Source organism: Nocardiopsis lambiniae, assembly GCF_031845465.1.
Taxonomy (GTDB): domain Bacteria; phylum Actinomycetota; class Actinomycetes; order Streptosporangiales; family Streptosporangiaceae; genus Nocardiopsis; species Nocardiopsis lambiniae.
In genome coordinates, this window is the sequence record NZ_JAVREP010000001.1 from 283986 (window position 1) to 298715 (window position 14730).

A 14730-nucleotide genomic window follows, 5' to 3' on the forward strand; every position below is an offset into this window, starting at 1 on the left:
TCGCGCTCTTCGGGCCGTGGGGCCCGCCCGGATCAGAGGGTCACGGGCCCGTAGGAGTTGAGGGCCTCGACGATCTGCGCCTCCTCGTGGTCGAGGTGGGCCTCCACCTGTGCGGCCAGGCGTTCCACCTCCTCGCGCACCGGACCCGTGCCCGCGTCCCGCCCCGAGGCCAGTTCCTGGATGCGATCCAGGGCCCGGCTGATGGTCGAGTGCTCACGGGTCAGCCGCTCCAGGACGGGGGCGAGTTCCGGGTGGCTCACCGCCAGTCCCGGGAACATGTGCTCGTCCTCCGCCGTGTGGTGGCCGTGCAGGAACTCGCAGAACGACAGGCACTGCTTGCGGATCTGGTGATCCAAGGGGGCGACCCGGTCGTCGCCCGTTCCCGCGTCTGGTGAGTCCAGTGCCGCGCGCAGGTCGTTCAGCTGTCCGCGCAGCATGTCGTGGATCTCGACGAGCTGGTCTCCCAGCGCCTCGATCCGCTGCGCCTCGTGGGCACCGGTACCTTCCTCCATGACGACACCTCCATAAAATATGCCAGTGACTGGCACTTTTTCACGGGGGGTGTCCGGGCGCAAGGGGGTATCCGTCTTCGGCCCGCTATCCTGGCCCGATGACCACCCGGCCCGCCCCGGAGGGCGAGGAGCACCTGCCGCTGCGCGAGCGCAAGAAGCGCAGGACGCGCCGGACCCTGGCCGACACCGCCCTCCGCCTCTTCCTCCAACGCGGCTACGACGACGTCACCCTCGACGAGCTGACCGAGCGCGCGGGGGTGTCGGTGCGGACCTTCTTCCGCTACTACTCCTCCAAGGAGGAGGTCGCCATGGCGGCCGAGGGGGAGCTCTGGGAGGCCTACGCCCGGCGGTTGCACGACCTCGCCCCCGGCGGCCCGGCGCTGGAGCAGTTGCGGGACCGCTACGTCGCGGCCGTTCGCGAGATGCCGGGGGAGTGGACCGAGCGCTACCTGGCCACCCGGGGGCTGGCGGCCCGCACACCCGCGCTGCGCGCCCAGCACACCGCCGCCACCGATCTCCTACAGGTGCGGATCATCGAGGCCCTGGAGCGGGTCATGGGGGTCGACAGTCGCCGGGACGTGCGGTTGCGCCTGGTCTCGGACATGACGCTCGCCGCGGTCCGCTACGGGAGCAAGAACTGGATCCGGGAGAACCGGACCGCGGATCGCACCGGGGACGGGGAGTCGCTGATCCGCGAGGTCGTCGCCGCGTTCGACGCCCTGCACGGCGCCGTCGTTCTGGTGCCGACGTCCCCGGAGGAGCCCCCGCCGCTCCGGTGAGGCGGAGCGGCCGGGAGCCGCCTCGGACGTGCGGGCGTTCGGGATTCCGGCCTCGCCGCGGGAGTCCCCCTACCGGGTCTTCGCCGGGCCCTCGGGGAAGGCCGCCGCCCCGACGCCTCGCCGTGCCCGGTGCGGAGCACGTCGGGGGCGTCGTCACGGTGACGGGTGCGCGCTCCGGTCGGCCGACCCGTCGGGGCGTTCGCCCGGCGTCACCCGAGCCCGAGCAGCCGCTCCGCGTTGGGCCAGACGTCGTCCAGCAGGGTGGGGTCGTTGCGCACCCGGGCCAGCAGCACGGTGCCCTCGATCTGTGCGACCAGTGCCCTGGCCAGGGCGTGTTCCGTCCCCGTTCCCCCGATCAGCCCGGCGCTCCGCGCCCGCGCGACCAGGTCGGCGATCATGTCGACCTGCTCGTCGAACACGAGGACCAGCCGTCGCCGTACCTCGGGCTCCCGTTCGCTCACCTCCGCGGCGAGGTTGCCGTACAGGCAGCCGTGGATCGTCCCTGACTCCCCGTAGTCGGCGCGCTGGACGCCGATCAGGCATTCGATCAGCGCGCGGAGCCTGTCCACGGGCCCGTCGGCGTCTTCGAGGGACGCCTCCAGCGAGCGTCGTTCCTCGGTCCACTGCCCGTCCACCGTCTCGACGGTCAGGGCCTGCTTGGAGTCGAAGAAGTGGTAGAAGCTGCCCTTCTTCACGCCCGCCTCGGCGCAGATCTCGGCGACACCGAGGGCGGTGTACCCGCGAGTGCGCATGAGTCGGCGGGAGGAGTCGAGGATGCGATCCCTGGCGTCGCTGGTGCGTCCCATGCGTCGAGGGTATACGGACGGTCAACTACCGGGCGACGACCCCCGCGCACCAGGGCGTTGCCAAATAGTTGACCGGTCGTCTACATTGATCCCGTCGGGGTCGACCCGGCCCATCCGATCTGCGAGAGGGGACACCCCCGTGTCCGATGTTCGAGTCTCCGTCGTCTTCCACAGCGGTTACGGTCATACCGCCCGTCAGGCCGAGGCGGCCGTCCGGGGCGCCGAAGGGACCGAGGGCGTCCGGGCCTCGCTCCACGACGCCACCGTGCTCGACGAGGGTCTGTGGTCCGCGCTCGACGCCGCCGACGCCATCGTCTTCGGCACCCCCACCTACATGGGCGGCGTCTCCGCCGCCTTCCAGACGTTCGCCGAGGCCACGTCCTCCATCTGGCAGCGGCGGGGGTGGCAGGGCAAGCTCGCCGCCGGGTTCACCAATTCCGCGGGGACCAACGGCAACAAGGACACCGTCCTCAGCGCGCTCGCGGTGTTCGCCGCCCAGCACGGCATGGTCTGGGTGCCGCTCGGCCTGCTCCCGGGCGGGGAGTACTCCAGCCGGGGCCACCGCGACGACCTCAACCGGCTCGGCGGGTTCACCGGGGCCATGGCCCAGTCGTCCTCCGACCTGGGGCCCGACCTCGCACCCGCCGACAGTGATCTGCGCACGGCCGAACACCTGGGCGCCCAGGTCGCGAAGGCGGCGCTGCGGTTCGAGCACGGGCGCGCCGCGGTGATGGCATGAGGACCTCGCGCCGGCCCGGCGCCGATCTCACCGACGCCCTGGGGACGCGCCACCCCATCGTCCAAGGGCCGTTCGGTGGAGGGCTGTCCACGGTCGCGCTGGTCGCGGCCGTGTCCGAGGCGGGCGGCCTGGGCTCCTACGGGGTCCACGCCATGGCCCCGGAGGACATCGGCCCCCTGGTGGAGGCGATCCGGGCCGCCACCTCCGCGCCCTTCGCCGTCAACCTGTGGACACCGCGCCCCGACGAGGAGCGCCCGATCCCCGACGCCACCGCCCTGGCCGCCCACACCGACCGGCTGGCCCTTCACTACGCCGAGTTCGGCCTCACCCCGCCGAACCTGGCCCAGGCCAACGCGCGGATCGACTTCGACGCCCAGCTCGACGCCGTCCTGGCGGCCAGGCCTCCGGTGATCAGCGTGGTGATGGGACCGCCTCCGCGCCGACTGGTCGAGGGAGCCCGGAGCATCGGGGCCCCGATCGTCGGCACCGCCACGACGGTGGCCGAGGCCCGAGTCCTGGAGGAGACGGGCTGCGACGTGATCGTGGCCTCCGGGAGCGACGCGGGCGGACACCGGGGATCCTTCCTGGCGCCCGTGCGCGAGTCTCTCGTCGGCACGTTCTCCCTGATCCCACAGGTGCGCGACGCCGTGTCCGTGCCGGTGGTCGCGGCCGGCGGGATCGCCGACGGGCGCGGGGTCGCCGCCGCCCTGACGTTGGGCGCCGACGGAGTCCAGGTGGGGACCGGCTTTCTCCGGACCCCGGAGTCCGGAGCGAGCCCGGCCCACCGTGAGGCGCTCTCCTTCGAGGGGGCGAGGAGCACCGTGCTGACCCGGCTCTTCTCCGGACGTCCGGCCCGGGGGATCGCCAACGCCCTGGTCCGGGGCATGGCCGACGCCGAGGACCGGGTCCCGCCCTACCCCGCCCAGAACAACCTGATGCTGCCGATCCGGGCGCGGGCCGCGGCGTCGGGGCGGGCGGACCGGCTCAACCTGTGGTCGGGGCAGGCCGCGCTGCTGGCCTCCGGGGCGAGCGCCGGGGATTACCTGTCCGCGCTCGTCGCCGAGGCCGAGAAGGTGCTCGGAACCCCTCTGTGAGTCGCCCTCCGAGGCCGGCCCGTCGCCGTGCGACGGGCCGGCCCCTCCCCTCCTCGCGGCTCCGGTCCGGAAGGAGGACTCAGGCCTGGTCGGGGCGGAGCGCGTCGAGGATGAGCGTGAGCCCGAACGCGAACCCGTCGGTGAGGTCCTCGCCGAGGGCCTGTTCGGTGATGACCTCGGCCAGGTACGGGTGGGAGCCGGCCGGTAGAGCGCCCAGGATGCCTCCCGCGACCTCGTCGAGCCCCTCGCGGTCCGCGAAGGGCAGGCTCGTCTCCTGGAGCACGAACCCGTAGAGGTAGCTGTCGATCACCGACACGGCCCGCACCGCCATCGCGATGGAGAACCCTCCTTCCCGCAGGACTCCCAGCACGGCGTCGTGGTGTCGCAGGGTCGCCGGGCCGGGGCTGCTGCGGGAGTCCATCAGGCCGACCGCCCACGGATGGCGCCGCAGCGTCGCGCGCGCCGATTCGGTGCGGTCGCGCACGGCCGTCCTCCAGGTCGCGGCCGGATCCGGGAGGTCGATCTCGGCGAACACCGCGTCGACCATTCCGTCGAGAAGGTCGCCCCTGTTCGCCACGTGGTTGTAGAGCGACATCGCCTCGACGCCCAGTCGTCCGGCGACCGCGCGCATCGTGACGCCCGACTCGCCCTTCTCGTCGGCGAGCGCGACCGCCTCGGTGACCACCCGCCGCCGACTCAGCGGGACCCGCGCGGGGCGCCCCCGTCGGGGGCCGGTGTTCCGCTCGGCGTCGCGCTCCTCCATTGGACCTCTCCCTCGGGGCTTGCTGAAACTTACCGTGTAAGTATATCGTTACTTACGTTGTAAGTAGAAGTGACGGTGTGAGGAGGGCGGGACGATGCGGAAGGTCTGCGTCATCGGGGCTTCGGGCAAGTTGGGGCGGTACATGGTCCGGCACGCGCTGGACCGCGGATACGAGGTCGTGGGCGTCTGTCGTGAGCGCAGTGTTCCCAAGCTGGCCGAGTTCGCGGATCGGATCACGATCGTTCCCGGGCCCACGAACGACCGGGAGGTGATCCGGCGGGCCGTCGCGGGCTGCGACGGCGTGCTGACCGTGCTGGCCCCCTGGGGGGTCCGGCAGTACTCCTCGGGCACGGCACAGGCGGTACTCGACCACGCCGAACCCGACGCCCGTCTGGTCTTCTCGTGCGGCTGGCACGTCGCCCGGGACGAGGGGGACCGGTACTCCTGGACGTTCAGGGCGACCGTCCGCGTCGTCACCCTGCTGGCCCGCCTCGTGCGCGCCGTCGAGATCGACGATCAGCTGGAGGCGGGCCGTCGGATCTTCGCCAGCGACCGACGGTGGACCCTCGTCCGCGGCAGCGACCTCGAAGAGGGCGAGAGCCAGGGGCTGCCCGTGTGGAGTCGCCACGTCGGCGATCCGGTGCTGGAGAGCAACCTGACCCGTCGCGTGGACTTCGCGCTGTTCATGGTCGAGGCGCTCACGGACGACACCCTCGTCCGCGAGGCCCCGGCCATCGTCGGATGCCGGGCGCCCAGCGCGCTGGCCCACGCCCAGAGCCGACGTCCCCCGGGGCTCCCCGGAGACGGTGCCCCGGCATCCGGGGAGAACCCGTAGCCGCCCCGGCCCGGCGCGCGAGCGCCCGGATCCGCTCACCACCCCCCCCGGAAGACGGAGACCATGACCGACCACGCACCTTCCCCCCGCCCCGACGGGCGTGCCCTCGCGCCGGACCTCGCCCGCGGGATCATGCTCCTGTTCATCGCCCTGGCCAACGTGCCCTGGTTCCTCTACGGGGCTTCGACCTGGGGTGTCAGCGCCCACCACGCCGACGCCACCGGCCTCGACGCCGTCTGGCAGACCGTCGCGATCATCGCGATCGACGCGCGGAGCTACCCGCTGTTCGCCTTCCTCTTCGGATACGGCATCTGGCAGCTCCACACCAGGCAGCGGGCGATCGGCCTGGACGAGAGGTCGGTCCGCCGGCTGCTCCTGCTGCGCCACCTCTGGATGATCGTCTTCGGCGCGGTCCACGCCGCCCTGCTCTGGTTCGGGGACGTCCTGGGCGCGTACGGCCTGGTCGGACTCCTCGTGGTGCTGCTGTTCCTCCGCCGGGGGAACAGGACCCTCCTGGTGTGGGCCGCCGCGCTGTTCGGCCTTCTCGGCGCCCTCGCCGTGGCCCTGCTGGTGGCCGGAGCCGTCCTCTCGCCGGGGGGAGACGCCGCGTTCGAGGGACCGGTGTCGCAGATCGCCGCCATCACGCCCTACACGGCCTCGATCCTGCCGCGACTCGGGATGTGGGCGGTCGTGACGGTGGGACAGGGCGTCCTGGGGCTCGTCGTGCCGGTCGCCGTGCTCGTCGCGATCGTCTGCGCGCGGCACCGGGTGCTGGAATCCCCGGAGTCGTACCGGCCGCTGCTGGCGCGCACGGCGGTCCTCGGCATCGCCCTCGGATGGGCGGGTGCCCTTCCGTCCGTGCTCGTGCGGTACGGCGTGTGGGACGTCCCCGAGTGGACACCGCTCCTGCTCCATGGTCTCACCGGCCTGTTCGGCGCGCTCGGTTACGTGGCTCTGATCGCCCTCGTCGTCGCGAGCCTCCCGACCGGGCGACCGGCCGGGGCGCTCGTGCGCACCCTGACGGCCGTCGGTAAGCGATCCCTCTCCTGCTACCTGCTCCAGTCGGTGGTCTTCGCCCCCCTGCTGTGCGCCTGGGGGCTCGGGCTCGGCGGTGTCCTCACCCAGTGGCAGGCCGCCCTCGTGGCGGTCGCGACCTGGCTGCTCTCGGCGGTCCTCGCCGCCGCGCTGGAACGCGCGGGCGTGCGCGGGCCCGCGGAACGGCTGCTGCGCGTCCTCGCCTACCGCGACCGGCATCCGTCCGCCACGCCCACGGCCCCCTGACACCGCGTGGGAGGGAGTTGGGAGGGGGAACGGTGAGGGCACGGGGACGCCCGCCCCCTTCCGGCCGGTACCGAGCGCCTTCGTGCGCACGGCCGTCGTTCCCGCCCCGCGGTTCCCGGCGCCGTCCTCGACCGCCCACGCCGACGGCCCCCGTTCGAGCGCTCCGCCCCGATGGGGCGGTGGCCGAACGGGGGCCGTCGGTGCGAACGCCGTCGATCCCCGGGGCGTCAGCGGTGCTCGGCGGGGACCCCGGCCCGAGCCTCGGGGGAGCGCGGGTCATCCCCGCCTCCGGTCTCCCCGGCCCCGGCCGCGTGGCGCCTCTCCAGGGCGGCGCCCTCCACGTCGATGTCGGGCAGCAGCCGGTCCAGCCACCTCGGCAGCCACCACGCCGCGTTCCCCGCCAGGTGCATGAGCGCCGGGACGAGCAGCATCCGCACCACGAACGCGTCGATGAGCACACCGAAGGCGAGCGCGAACCCGATCGAGCTGATCATGACGCTGTGCGAGAAGACGAACCCGCCGAACACCGAGACCATGATGATCGCCGCTGCCGTCACCACCGCGCGCCCCGCCCGGAAGCCCTGCACCACGGCGGCGCGGGCGGGCGCGCCGTGCACGTACGCCTCGCGCATGCCCGTCCCGATGAAGAGCATGTAGTCCATCGCCAGACCGAACAGGATGCCCGCCAGGATCGTCGGCAGGAAGTTCAGCACCGGCCCCGCGTTCTCCAGCCCGATGAGGCCGCCGAGCCAGCCCCACTGGTAGACGGCCACCACACCGCCCAACGCGCCGAAGAACGACAGGATGAACCCGAGCGTGGCCACGATCGGCACGAAGATCGACCGGAACACCAGCAGCAGGATCACCAGGGACATCCCCACGACCACCGTCAGGTAGATCGGCAGCGCCTCGTCGAGGGTCTCGGAGATGTCGATGTTCCCGCTGGCCACGCCGGCCACGCCCAGCGTTCCGGTGCCCTTGATCGGCTCCAGCTCGCGCAGGTCGTGCACGAGCCGCTCGGTGGACTCGCTGGTGGGCCCCTCGACCGGTACCACCTGGAAGGCGGCGTGGGTCTGGTCGTCGGAGACCGCGATGGGGGCCACGGCCGCCACGTCGTCGAAGGCGTGGATCTCCTCGGCGATCAGCGCCTGCTCCCGCTCGGCGTTCAGCTCCGCGGCCTCCTCGTCCGGGCCGCCGGTGAGCCGTGCGACCACCAGGAGGGTGCCGTTGTTGCCGGCGCCGAACTCCTCCTCCACGATCGTGTGGGCCCGGTACTGGGTGGAGTCGGTGGGCTCGGAGGAGCCGTCGGGCATGCCCAGCCGCAGGTCGAGGGCGGGCAGGGCGACGACCACCAGGGCGGTCACCGCGACGGCGGCCCGCAGCAGGGCACCGCCGGTCGACATCGGCCGCACCGGCTCCGGTGCGGTCCCCCCGTTGCCGGACGCCCGCTCGGCGAGTCGGGCGCGCTCGCGGCGGGACAGGATGCGGACGCCGATCAGCGACAGCAGCGCCGGGACCAGGGTGACCGCGACGAGCACGGCGATGGTGATGGCCACGGCGCCCATGGTGCCCATGAGCCCCAGGAACCCGATGCCGGTGAGGTTCAGGCCCAGCAGCGCGATCAGCACGGTCGTCCCGGCGAAGACCACGGCGTTGCCCGCGGTCCCGTTGGCCAGGCCGATGGATTCCTCGACCTCCACGCCCTGCTTGAGCTGGCGGCGATGGCGGTTGACGATGAACAGCGCGTAGTCGATGCCCACGGCCAGGCCCAGCATCAGGCCCAGGATCGGGGTCACGGACGACATCTCCACCACCCCCGACAGCGACATCGAGATCAGGGTGGCGATGCCGACGCCGACCAGCGCGGTCAGCAGCGGGAGCCCCGCGCCGACCAGGGTCCCCAGCATGATCACCAGGACCACGGCGGCCACGACCACGCCGACCACCTCGGCCGGGCCGAACAGGGTGGGCAGGCTCTGGGCCATGTCGCTGTTGAAGTCCACGGTGGTGCCGGGGACCGGGTCGTCCTCGAAGACCGCCATCACGGCGTCGCGGGTCTCCTGGGGGATGTCCATCTGCTCGTCGGTGAAGGAGACCATGACCAGGGCGGTGTCGCCGTCCTCGGAGACCATGCGCAGGCCGGAGGCCATCTCCATCAGGGATTCGCCTCGCTCGACCTCCGCCAGGCCCTCCTCCAGCTCCTCACGACCCGCGTCGATCTCGGCCTGCCCGCCGTCGAACACCGCCTCGGTCAGGTCGAGCGTCCCGTCGGCCTCGGCCTGCTCGCGGGCCGCGTCGAGCTCCGCCTGGCCGGCGTCGAGCTCTTCGAGTCCCGCGTCGATCTCCGCACGGCCCTCCTCCAGTTCCCGGGCTCCGTCCTCCCGCTCGGCCTCGGTGGCGAACGGGTCGACGGCGGCCGAGACCCCGGGGACCTCGGTGGCCCGCTCGGCGCGGTCGGCGATCGCCTCGCGCTGCTCGTCGGTGAAGGGCGAGCCGTCCCCGGTCCGGTAGACGACGGTCCCCGATCCGCCGCCCATGTCCGAGAACTCCTCGGACCGGAGTCGGTCCACGTCGTCGGTGGGTGTGCCGGGGATGGAGAAGCCGCCCTCCAACTCCCCGGAGAAGAGGAGGAACGAGGCGCCGGCCGCCACGAGCAGTGACAGCCAGATCGCGATGACGGTGCGGGCGCGGTGTGCGCACGCCCGACCGAGTCCGTAGAGCAGTTCAGCCATGGATGTGCCTTCGCCGAAGGAGAGAGATGGTGGGACGGTGGGGAGCGCGGGTGCGCTCAGGTGGTGCCGACCGAGCCGTAGCCGTCGCGGGTGACGGTGAGGATGCGCTCCAGCAGCGTGGACCAGACCCGGCGCGAGGCGTCGTCCAGGGCGCCGCCGGTGATCCGCTCCCAGTGCTCCACGATGACCGCGCCGCCGCCGATGACCGCGCCGCACATGAGGTCCACCACGAGCGGGTCGGCCCGCGGGTGGCGGCGCATCACGATCGCCGACAGCCGTGTTCCCACGTCGGTCATCGCCCGCTCGAACAGCGCCGCCCGGCTGGCCGAGGGCGTGCCGTCCCCCTGCCCGGCGAAGTGCCTGAGCCGGGTGATGGGGGTGAGCAGGTCGGTGTCGCGGATGGCGTCGGCCAGGGAGTCGAAGATGTTCGCCCCGTCGTCGGTGCCGTCGTCCGCCGCGTCGAGGTTGGCGCCGATCCCGTCGACGATCTCCTCCAGCATCCGGCCGAACACCTCCAGGAGGATGTCGTCCAGCGAGCGGAAGTGGTTGAACACGGTCCGTCGGGAGACGTCGGCGCGCTCGGCGAGCTGCTCGACGGTGAAGCCGGTGTCCCCGCGTTCGGCCGTCAGCGCGGCGGCGGCGTCGATGATGGCCCGGCGGTGGCGGGACTTCAGGGCCTCGCGCCGGTCGGTCGCGGGTGGAATGGGCCGATCGTTCACGGTTCCACGCTAGACACCTGAGTGCACTGAGTGCAACGACGCACTGAGTGCACCGTGTCACATCCGCCGGACGCGAGGAGATCACGCGGACGTGCGGCATTCGTCCCCTCGTCGGCTCCGAAGACCTCTCGGACGTGGGAGGGGCCACCGGCGGAGACACCATGGGGGGCGACGCGCCGGTGTACGGGCACGGGACGCCGCCGAACCGACGCGGCGGGGTCTCCCCGAACGCCCGGTTCGGTAGCGTGGGCCGCCGACGCCCTCGGACTCCGCGGGCCGCGCACCCCGGGAGAGCCCATGTCCGCCCCGCCCCCTCCGTTCCGCAACTGGGCCGGGAACCTCGCCTACGCCAGCCCCCGCATCCACCGGCCCGCCGACCCCGACGCCCTCCGCGCCCTGGTGCGCGACACCCCGCGGATCCGGGCCCTGGGCAGCGGCCACTCGTTCAACCGGGTCGCCGACTCCGACCACGACCTGGTGCGCCTGGACGCCCTGCCCCGGGAGATCGAGGTCGACCCCGACGCCGCGACCGTGACGGTCTCCGCCGGGGTCCGCTACGCCGAGCTCTCCGCCGAACTGCACCGGCACGGTTCCGCCCTGGCCAACCTGGCCTCGCTGCCGCACATCTCGGTGGCCGGGTCCTGCGCCACCGGCACCCACGGGTCCGGGGACGGCCTGCGCTGCCTGGCCGCCGCCGTGCGCGGGCTCGAACTCCTGGGCCCCGACGGCGAACCGGTGCGGCTGGAGCGCGGTACCCACCCCGACGTCCTCCCCGGCGCCGTCGTCGCGCTCGGCGCCCTCGGCATCGTCACCCGCCTCACCCTGGAGATCGAACCGACCTTCTCGGTGTCCCAGCGGGTCCGGCTCGACGTGCCACTGGACGAGGTGGCCGGCGACTTCGACGCGGTGTTCGGCTCCGCCTACAGCGTCAGCCTGTTCACCGACTGGCGCGGGGACACCGGCCGGGTCTGGCTCAAACACCGCGAGGGCCTGCCGGAGGGCGCCTGGCGCGGGGGACGTTCCGCCGACGCCCCTCAGCACCCCGTTCCGGGGATGTCCACCGACCCCGCCACCGCACAACTGGGCGTCGCCGGCCCCTGGTTCGAGAGATTGCCGCACTTCCGCCCCGAACTCCCGCCGAGCGCTGGCGAGGAGTTGCAGTCCGAGCTCTACCTGCCGCGCGAGGCCGTCGCGGAGGCCTTCGCCGCCCTGCGCGGTATCGGACACCTGGTGGCTCCCGTGCTGCACGTCTCCGAGGTGCGCACGGTCCGCGCCGACGATCTCTGGCTGAGCCCCGCTCACGGTCGCGACTCGGTGACCTTCCACTTCACCTGGCTCCGGGACCCGGAGGCGGTGATCCCCGTGATCGCGGCCGTGGAGGAACGGCTCGCACCGCTGGGCGCCCGACCGCACTGGGGCAAGCTCACCACGCTGCCTCCGGCGGACGTCGTCGGCTCCTACGAACGGGCCGCCGACTTCGCCCGGCTTCTGGAGCGGTTCGACCCGGCGGGCAAGTTCCGCAACCCCTTCACCGACATGCTCTTCCCTCGGGCCTGACCCCTCCCGGAACACCGCGGGGACGGGGCCTCGGCGCCGCTCCCGCGGCTGTGGGAGGCCCGAGGCGCGGCCTCGGTGCGCGCGATCGCGCCCGGCCGCCTCCGCCCTGTTCCACGCGTTCCCCTTCGTGGCGTACGCGAGCGGCGACCCGCTCCGGGGTCCCCGCGCGCTACGCCGCGGGTCGCTCCGCGTCCCACCACGCGAGTACGCGCAGCGCGTGGAAGGTGAGCCACTTCGACGGCTCGCCCGGTGCCGCGTCCACCTCGAACCACACCCGCCCCTCGTGCCGGCGCTCCTGGTGCCAGGTCCCGTCGGGGTCGCGGGCGTCACGGATGAGCCCGATCGCCTCCGCCATGCGCCCGTCGGGCCCGGTGCCCTCGTGCAGGGACACCTCGCGGAAGTGGTCGGCGGCCTTGAGGACGCTGTAGAACCAGCGGAACGGGTAGGCGAAGTGCGTGGCCCAGGGCGCGTGCGACTCCCCGGTGGACAGCCGCCGGAACAGCCGCCGTTCCAGCAGGTACTCCTCCGCCGCGTGTCGGGCGTCGCGCAGCGCGTCGGTGCCGCCGGTGCGGATCTCGTGGTCGAGGATCCCCTTGATGGAGTTGAGCGTCGAGTGGAACGAGGACCGGGTCGACCCCTCCACCCACGCGCAGTTCCAGCCCCCGTCGGGGAGCCGGTGTCCGACGAACCAGTCGGCGACGCGCGACACGTCGGCGCCCAGCCAGGCGCCGTTGGCGAGCGTGTAGCCGTTGATGCACGCGTCGACCTCTCCGCCCCAGTACGGCAGGTCGTCGTACTCCCAGCGGGCGTTCCGCGCCAGGAGGCCGGCGGTGTCCGGCCGGAGCGCGGAGGGTTCGACGCCCCACTCGCGCAGTGCGTTGAGCGACCATGTGGTGGCCGTCCACGGCTGTCCCGGCTCGTCCGCCGTGGCGTCCGCGGGAAAGAAGGCGCCGCCCGCCCACCGTCCGTCGGGGTCCTGTCTCGCGAGCAGTGCCGCGCCGAAACCCTCGACCGGGACCCGGGCAAGGGTCGCCCGCCAGGTCTCCTCGGGGGCGTGCGCGAGGTCGCGTTCCACCTGCCCGCGCAGACTCGGGTCGGAGTCGAGCAACCAGTCGAGGACACGGGGTTCCGTCATGGCGGGAGGCTACCCCGGGACGGTGACGAACCACCGCGGGCCGGTCAGGGGCGGAGCAGGAACTCCCCCGCCATACGGGCGTACTCGCGGTCGGTGCGGCCCGGGTGGTCCGCGGCGACGAAGTGGCGGCCGATCGCGAGCGCGAACATCAGCGCGCACCGCGCCTCGACCTCGTCCGGGTCGGCGATGAAGCTCGCGAACATCGAACGGAGGAAGCCCATCCGCACGTTGTCGATCCGCCGCAGCCGCTCCGCGACCTCCGGGTCCCGCCGGGCCCACTGGCGGACGGCGAGGTCGATGCGGTGCAGTTCGTCCGAGAAGGTCAGCTCCCCGGCGCGCCGGAGTTTCTCGACCGGGTCCCCGCCCTCGGCCTCGATGCGGGCGAGGACGTCGTCGGTGCAGCGCCGCTCCCACTCGTCGAGCAGCTCGGCGAGCAGGGCGGAACGGCCGGCGAAGTACCCGTAGAAACCGCCCTTGGTCACGCCGAGTTCGGCGGCCAGGGTCTCGACCCGGACCGCGTCCGGGCCGCCTCGGGCGAGGGCGTCGAGCCCCGCCTGGATCCAGCGGTCACGTGGGGTGCGGGCGGTGGGAGGCACTCGTTCACCTGTTCTCAGGGGTGTCGTTCCGTGCTTGTGTACGGTACCGTACATATGAAATATACGGCTTCGTATAGAACGAGGGGGCCGATCATGGAACGACTGGCGAAGTCCGCCCACACCGGACATCCGTGGCGTGTGCACGACGTCGCGTCCGACTTCGAGGTCGAGGACGTCTGGGCGTTCCGCGTCCCCGGTGCCGGCCCGGACGACTTCCGGGCCGTGCTGGAGGCGGTCCGCTCGGCCGGCGGGATCGATCGGATGTCCCCGCCGGTGCGGTTCCTGTTCGCGGTCCGGTGGCGGCTCGGCGCCCTCTTCGGCTGGGACGACCCGGAGTCGGGCGTCGACGTGCGGAAGGCCTCGATCCGCCACCGCCTGCCCGACGACCTGCGCACCGCGCCACGGGGTCCGGATCACGCGAGCATGCCCCTGAAGGCGGTCTACGAGACCGACACGGAGGCCCTCCGCGAGCTGGTGAACCGGACCGCGCACGCCCTGATGCACCTCGGCTGGGTCCCGACGGACGAGGGCGGGCACGAGCTGCGCATGGCCGTCCTCGTCAAAGCCGACGGCCGGCTCGGGCGGCTCTACATGGCGGCCATCGCGCCCTTCCGGCACCTCATCGTCTACCCGGCCCTGGGCCGGCAGTGGGAACGGGCCTGGGCCGAGCGCGACAGGGTCGCGGAGCGGCGCGACGAACGGGGTGGATCGTGAACGCCGAACGGAACCTGCTGCGTTGGGCGAGCGGCATCATGCTCGTGCTGGGCGTCGGACACCTGACGCTGCTGACGATCTCCTCGTGGTCGGACATCGTCGGCTGGGCCGAGCGGGGCGTGTGGGCCGCCGTCCCGCTCGGGTTGAACGAGACGGACCCGACGGTGGCGTATCTACGGAACGAGGTCACCTTCTGGGCCGGCCCGGGAAGCTTCTCCGTCCCCCTGATCCTGCTGGGCGCCCTGATCCTGCACCTCGCCGGGCGCGGGGTGGCCGTCCCCGCCTGGGTCGGCTGGGGGTTCGCGGCATGGTGCCTCGTCGGCGGCGTCCTGCTCGTGCCCTCCCCCTACTTCGTGGGGGTCGTGGCGGGTGTGCTCGTCGTCCTGGCGGCGCGGCGTCGGGCCCGGGCGGAGGAGACCGCCCCGGTGTGACCCCGGTGGTGCCGCCGTTCGCCGTCCGGGTGGGCCG

General features: G+C 72.9%; 15 protein-coding genes. 8 read left to right on the forward strand and 7 right to left on the reverse strand.

Annotated elements, in window-relative coordinates; all coding sequences use genetic code 11:
• Nucleotides 1-32: 32 nt before the first annotated feature.
• Nucleotides 33-512, reverse strand: a complete 480-nt coding sequence (locus RM479_RS01205; protein WP_311509815.1) for a hemerythrin domain-containing protein — start codon at nucleotides 510-512, stop codon at nucleotides 33-35.
• 98 nt (nucleotides 513-610) lie between these two features.
• Here RM479_RS01205 and RM479_RS01210 point away from each other — a divergent pair, with 98 nt between their 5' ends.
• On the forward strand, nucleotides 611-1291 hold the full coding sequence (locus RM479_RS01210; RefSeq protein WP_311509817.1) for a TetR/AcrR family transcriptional regulator: 681 nt from the start codon (nucleotides 611-613) through the stop codon (nucleotides 1289-1291).
• A gap of 209 nt (nucleotides 1292-1500) precedes the next feature.
• On the opposite strand, the gene RM479_RS01215 is transcribed toward RM479_RS01210, so the two are convergent.
• A complete protein-coding gene (locus tag RM479_RS01215) occupies nucleotides 1501-2097 on the reverse strand; it encodes a TetR/AcrR family transcriptional regulator (RefSeq protein ID WP_311509819.1) in 597 nt (198 codons plus the stop codon).
• Nucleotides 2098-2236: 139 nt separating this feature from the next.
• On the opposite strand from RM479_RS01215, the gene RM479_RS01220 reads away from it, so the two are divergent.
• Nucleotides 2237-2836 (forward strand): flavodoxin family protein, encoded by a 600-nt coding sequence (locus tag RM479_RS01220; protein ID WP_311509820.1) that lies wholly within the window; start codon nucleotides 2237-2239, stop codon nucleotides 2834-2836.
• Nucleotides 2833-3930 carry an NAD(P)H-dependent flavin oxidoreductase gene (locus RM479_RS01225; protein ID WP_311509822.1) on the forward strand — a complete coding sequence of 366 codons (1098 nt, stop codon included), beginning with the start codon at nucleotides 2833-2835 and terminating at the stop codon, nucleotides 3928-3930. The genes RM479_RS01220 and RM479_RS01225 overlap by 4 nt, the downstream gene beginning before the upstream one ends.
• 79 nt (nucleotides 3931-4009) lie before the next feature.
• Here the strand turns inward: RM479_RS01225 and RM479_RS01230 are convergent, their stop codons facing one another.
• Nucleotides 4010-4693, reverse strand: coding sequence for a TetR/AcrR family transcriptional regulator (locus RM479_RS01230; RefSeq protein WP_311509823.1), 684 nt, complete (start codon nucleotides 4691-4693; stop codon nucleotides 4010-4012).
• A gap of 94 nt (nucleotides 4694-4787) precedes the next feature.
• On the opposite strand from RM479_RS01230, the gene RM479_RS01235 reads away from it, so the two are divergent.
• Together RM479_RS01235 and RM479_RS01240 are read left to right on the forward strand one after the other, a co-directional pair.
• Nucleotides 4788-5528, forward strand: a complete 741-nt coding sequence (locus tag RM479_RS01235) for an NAD(P)-dependent oxidoreductase (protein WP_311509825.1) — start codon at nucleotides 4788-4790, stop codon at nucleotides 5526-5528.
• A 63-nt stretch (nucleotides 5529-5591) separates the two neighbouring features.
• Nucleotides 5592-6809 carry a DUF418 domain-containing protein gene (locus RM479_RS01240; RefSeq protein WP_311509827.1) on the forward strand — a complete coding sequence of 406 codons (1218 nt, stop codon included), beginning with the start codon at nucleotides 5592-5594 and terminating at the stop codon, nucleotides 6807-6809.
• Between the two features lie 227 nt (nucleotides 6810-7036).
• On the opposite strand, the gene RM479_RS01245 is transcribed toward RM479_RS01240, so the two are convergent.
• Nucleotides 7037-9541, reverse strand: a complete 2505-nt coding sequence (locus tag RM479_RS01245) for an MMPL family transporter (protein ID WP_311509828.1) — start codon at nucleotides 9539-9541, stop codon at nucleotides 7037-7039.
• Between the two features lie 56 nt (nucleotides 9542-9597).
• Nucleotides 9598-10260 carry a TetR/AcrR family transcriptional regulator gene (locus RM479_RS01250; RefSeq protein ID WP_311509829.1) on the reverse strand — a complete coding sequence of 221 codons (663 nt, stop codon included), beginning with the start codon at nucleotides 10258-10260 and terminating at the stop codon, nucleotides 9598-9600.
• 297 nt (nucleotides 10261-10557) lie between these two features.
• On the opposite strand from RM479_RS01250, the gene RM479_RS01255 reads away from it, so the two are divergent.
• Nucleotides 10558-11817 (forward strand): FAD-binding protein, encoded by a 1260-nt coding sequence (locus RM479_RS01255; RefSeq protein ID WP_311509830.1) that lies wholly within the window; start codon nucleotides 10558-10560, stop codon nucleotides 11815-11817.
• 169 nt (nucleotides 11818-11986) lie between these two features.
• On the opposite strand, the gene RM479_RS01260 is transcribed toward RM479_RS01255, so the two are convergent.
• Together RM479_RS01260 and RM479_RS01265 are read right to left on the reverse strand one after the other, a co-directional pair.
• The gene (locus RM479_RS01260) at nucleotides 11987-12952 is read right to left on the reverse strand and encodes a squalene cyclase (protein ID WP_311509832.1); all 966 of its coding nucleotides are present in this window, start codon (nucleotides 12950-12952) and stop codon (nucleotides 11987-11989) included.
• Nucleotides 12953-12996: 44 nt separating this feature from the next.
• A complete protein-coding gene (locus tag RM479_RS01265; protein ID WP_311509834.1) occupies nucleotides 12997-13548 on the reverse strand; it encodes a TetR/AcrR family transcriptional regulator in 552 nt (183 codons plus the stop codon).
• 93 nt (nucleotides 13549-13641) lie between these two features.
• Between RM479_RS01265 and RM479_RS01270 the strand changes: the two genes are divergently transcribed.
• Together RM479_RS01270 and RM479_RS01275 are read left to right on the forward strand one after the other, a co-directional pair.
• Nucleotides 13642-14262, forward strand: coding sequence for a DUF2867 domain-containing protein (locus RM479_RS01270; protein WP_311509835.1), 621 nt, complete (start codon nucleotides 13642-13644; stop codon nucleotides 14260-14262).
• Nucleotides 14259-14693, forward strand: coding sequence for a DUF6463 family protein (locus RM479_RS01275; RefSeq protein WP_311509836.1), 435 nt, complete (start codon nucleotides 14259-14261; stop codon nucleotides 14691-14693). The genes RM479_RS01270 and RM479_RS01275 overlap by 4 nt, the downstream gene beginning before the upstream one ends.
• The last annotated feature ends 37 nt before the right edge of the window (nucleotides 14694-14730 follow it).

Coding starts and splice junctions, on each gene's coding strand:
- RM479_RS01205 (WP_311509815.1), bottom strand. CDS start 512: ATGGAGGAAGGTACCGGTGCCCACGAGGCGCAGCGGATCGAGGCGCTG.
- RM479_RS01210 (WP_311509817.1), top strand. CDS start 611: ATGACCACCCGGCCCGCCCCGGAGGGCGAGGAGCACCTGCCGCTGCGC.
- RM479_RS01215 (WP_311509819.1), bottom strand. CDS start 2,097: ATGGGACGCACCAGCGACGCCAGGGATCGCATCCTCGACTCCTCCCGC.
- RM479_RS01225 (WP_311509822.1), top strand. CDS start 2,833: ATGAGGACCTCGCGCCGGCCCGGCGCCGATCTCACCGACGCCCTGGGG.
- RM479_RS01230 (WP_311509823.1), bottom strand. CDS start 4,693: ATGGAGGAGCGCGACGCCGAGCGGAACACCGGCCCCCGACGGGGGCGC.
- RM479_RS01235 (WP_311509825.1), top strand. CDS start 4,788: ATGCGGAAGGTCTGCGTCATCGGGGCTTCGGGCAAGTTGGGGCGGTAC.
- RM479_RS01240 (WP_311509827.1), top strand. CDS start 5,592: ATGACCGACCACGCACCTTCCCCCCGCCCCGACGGGCGTGCCCTCGCG.
- RM479_RS01245 (WP_311509828.1), bottom strand. CDS start 9,541: ATGGCTGAACTGCTCTACGGACTCGGTCGGGCGTGCGCACACCGCGCC.
- RM479_RS01255 (WP_311509830.1), top strand. CDS start 10,558: ATGTCCGCCCCGCCCCCTCCGTTCCGCAACTGGGCCGGGAACCTCGCC.
- RM479_RS01260 (WP_311509832.1), bottom strand. CDS start 12,952: ATGACGGAACCCCGTGTCCTCGACTGGTTGCTCGACTCCGACCCGAGT.
- RM479_RS01270 (WP_311509835.1), top strand. CDS start 13,642: ATGGAACGACTGGCGAAGTCCGCCCACACCGGACATCCGTGGCGTGTG.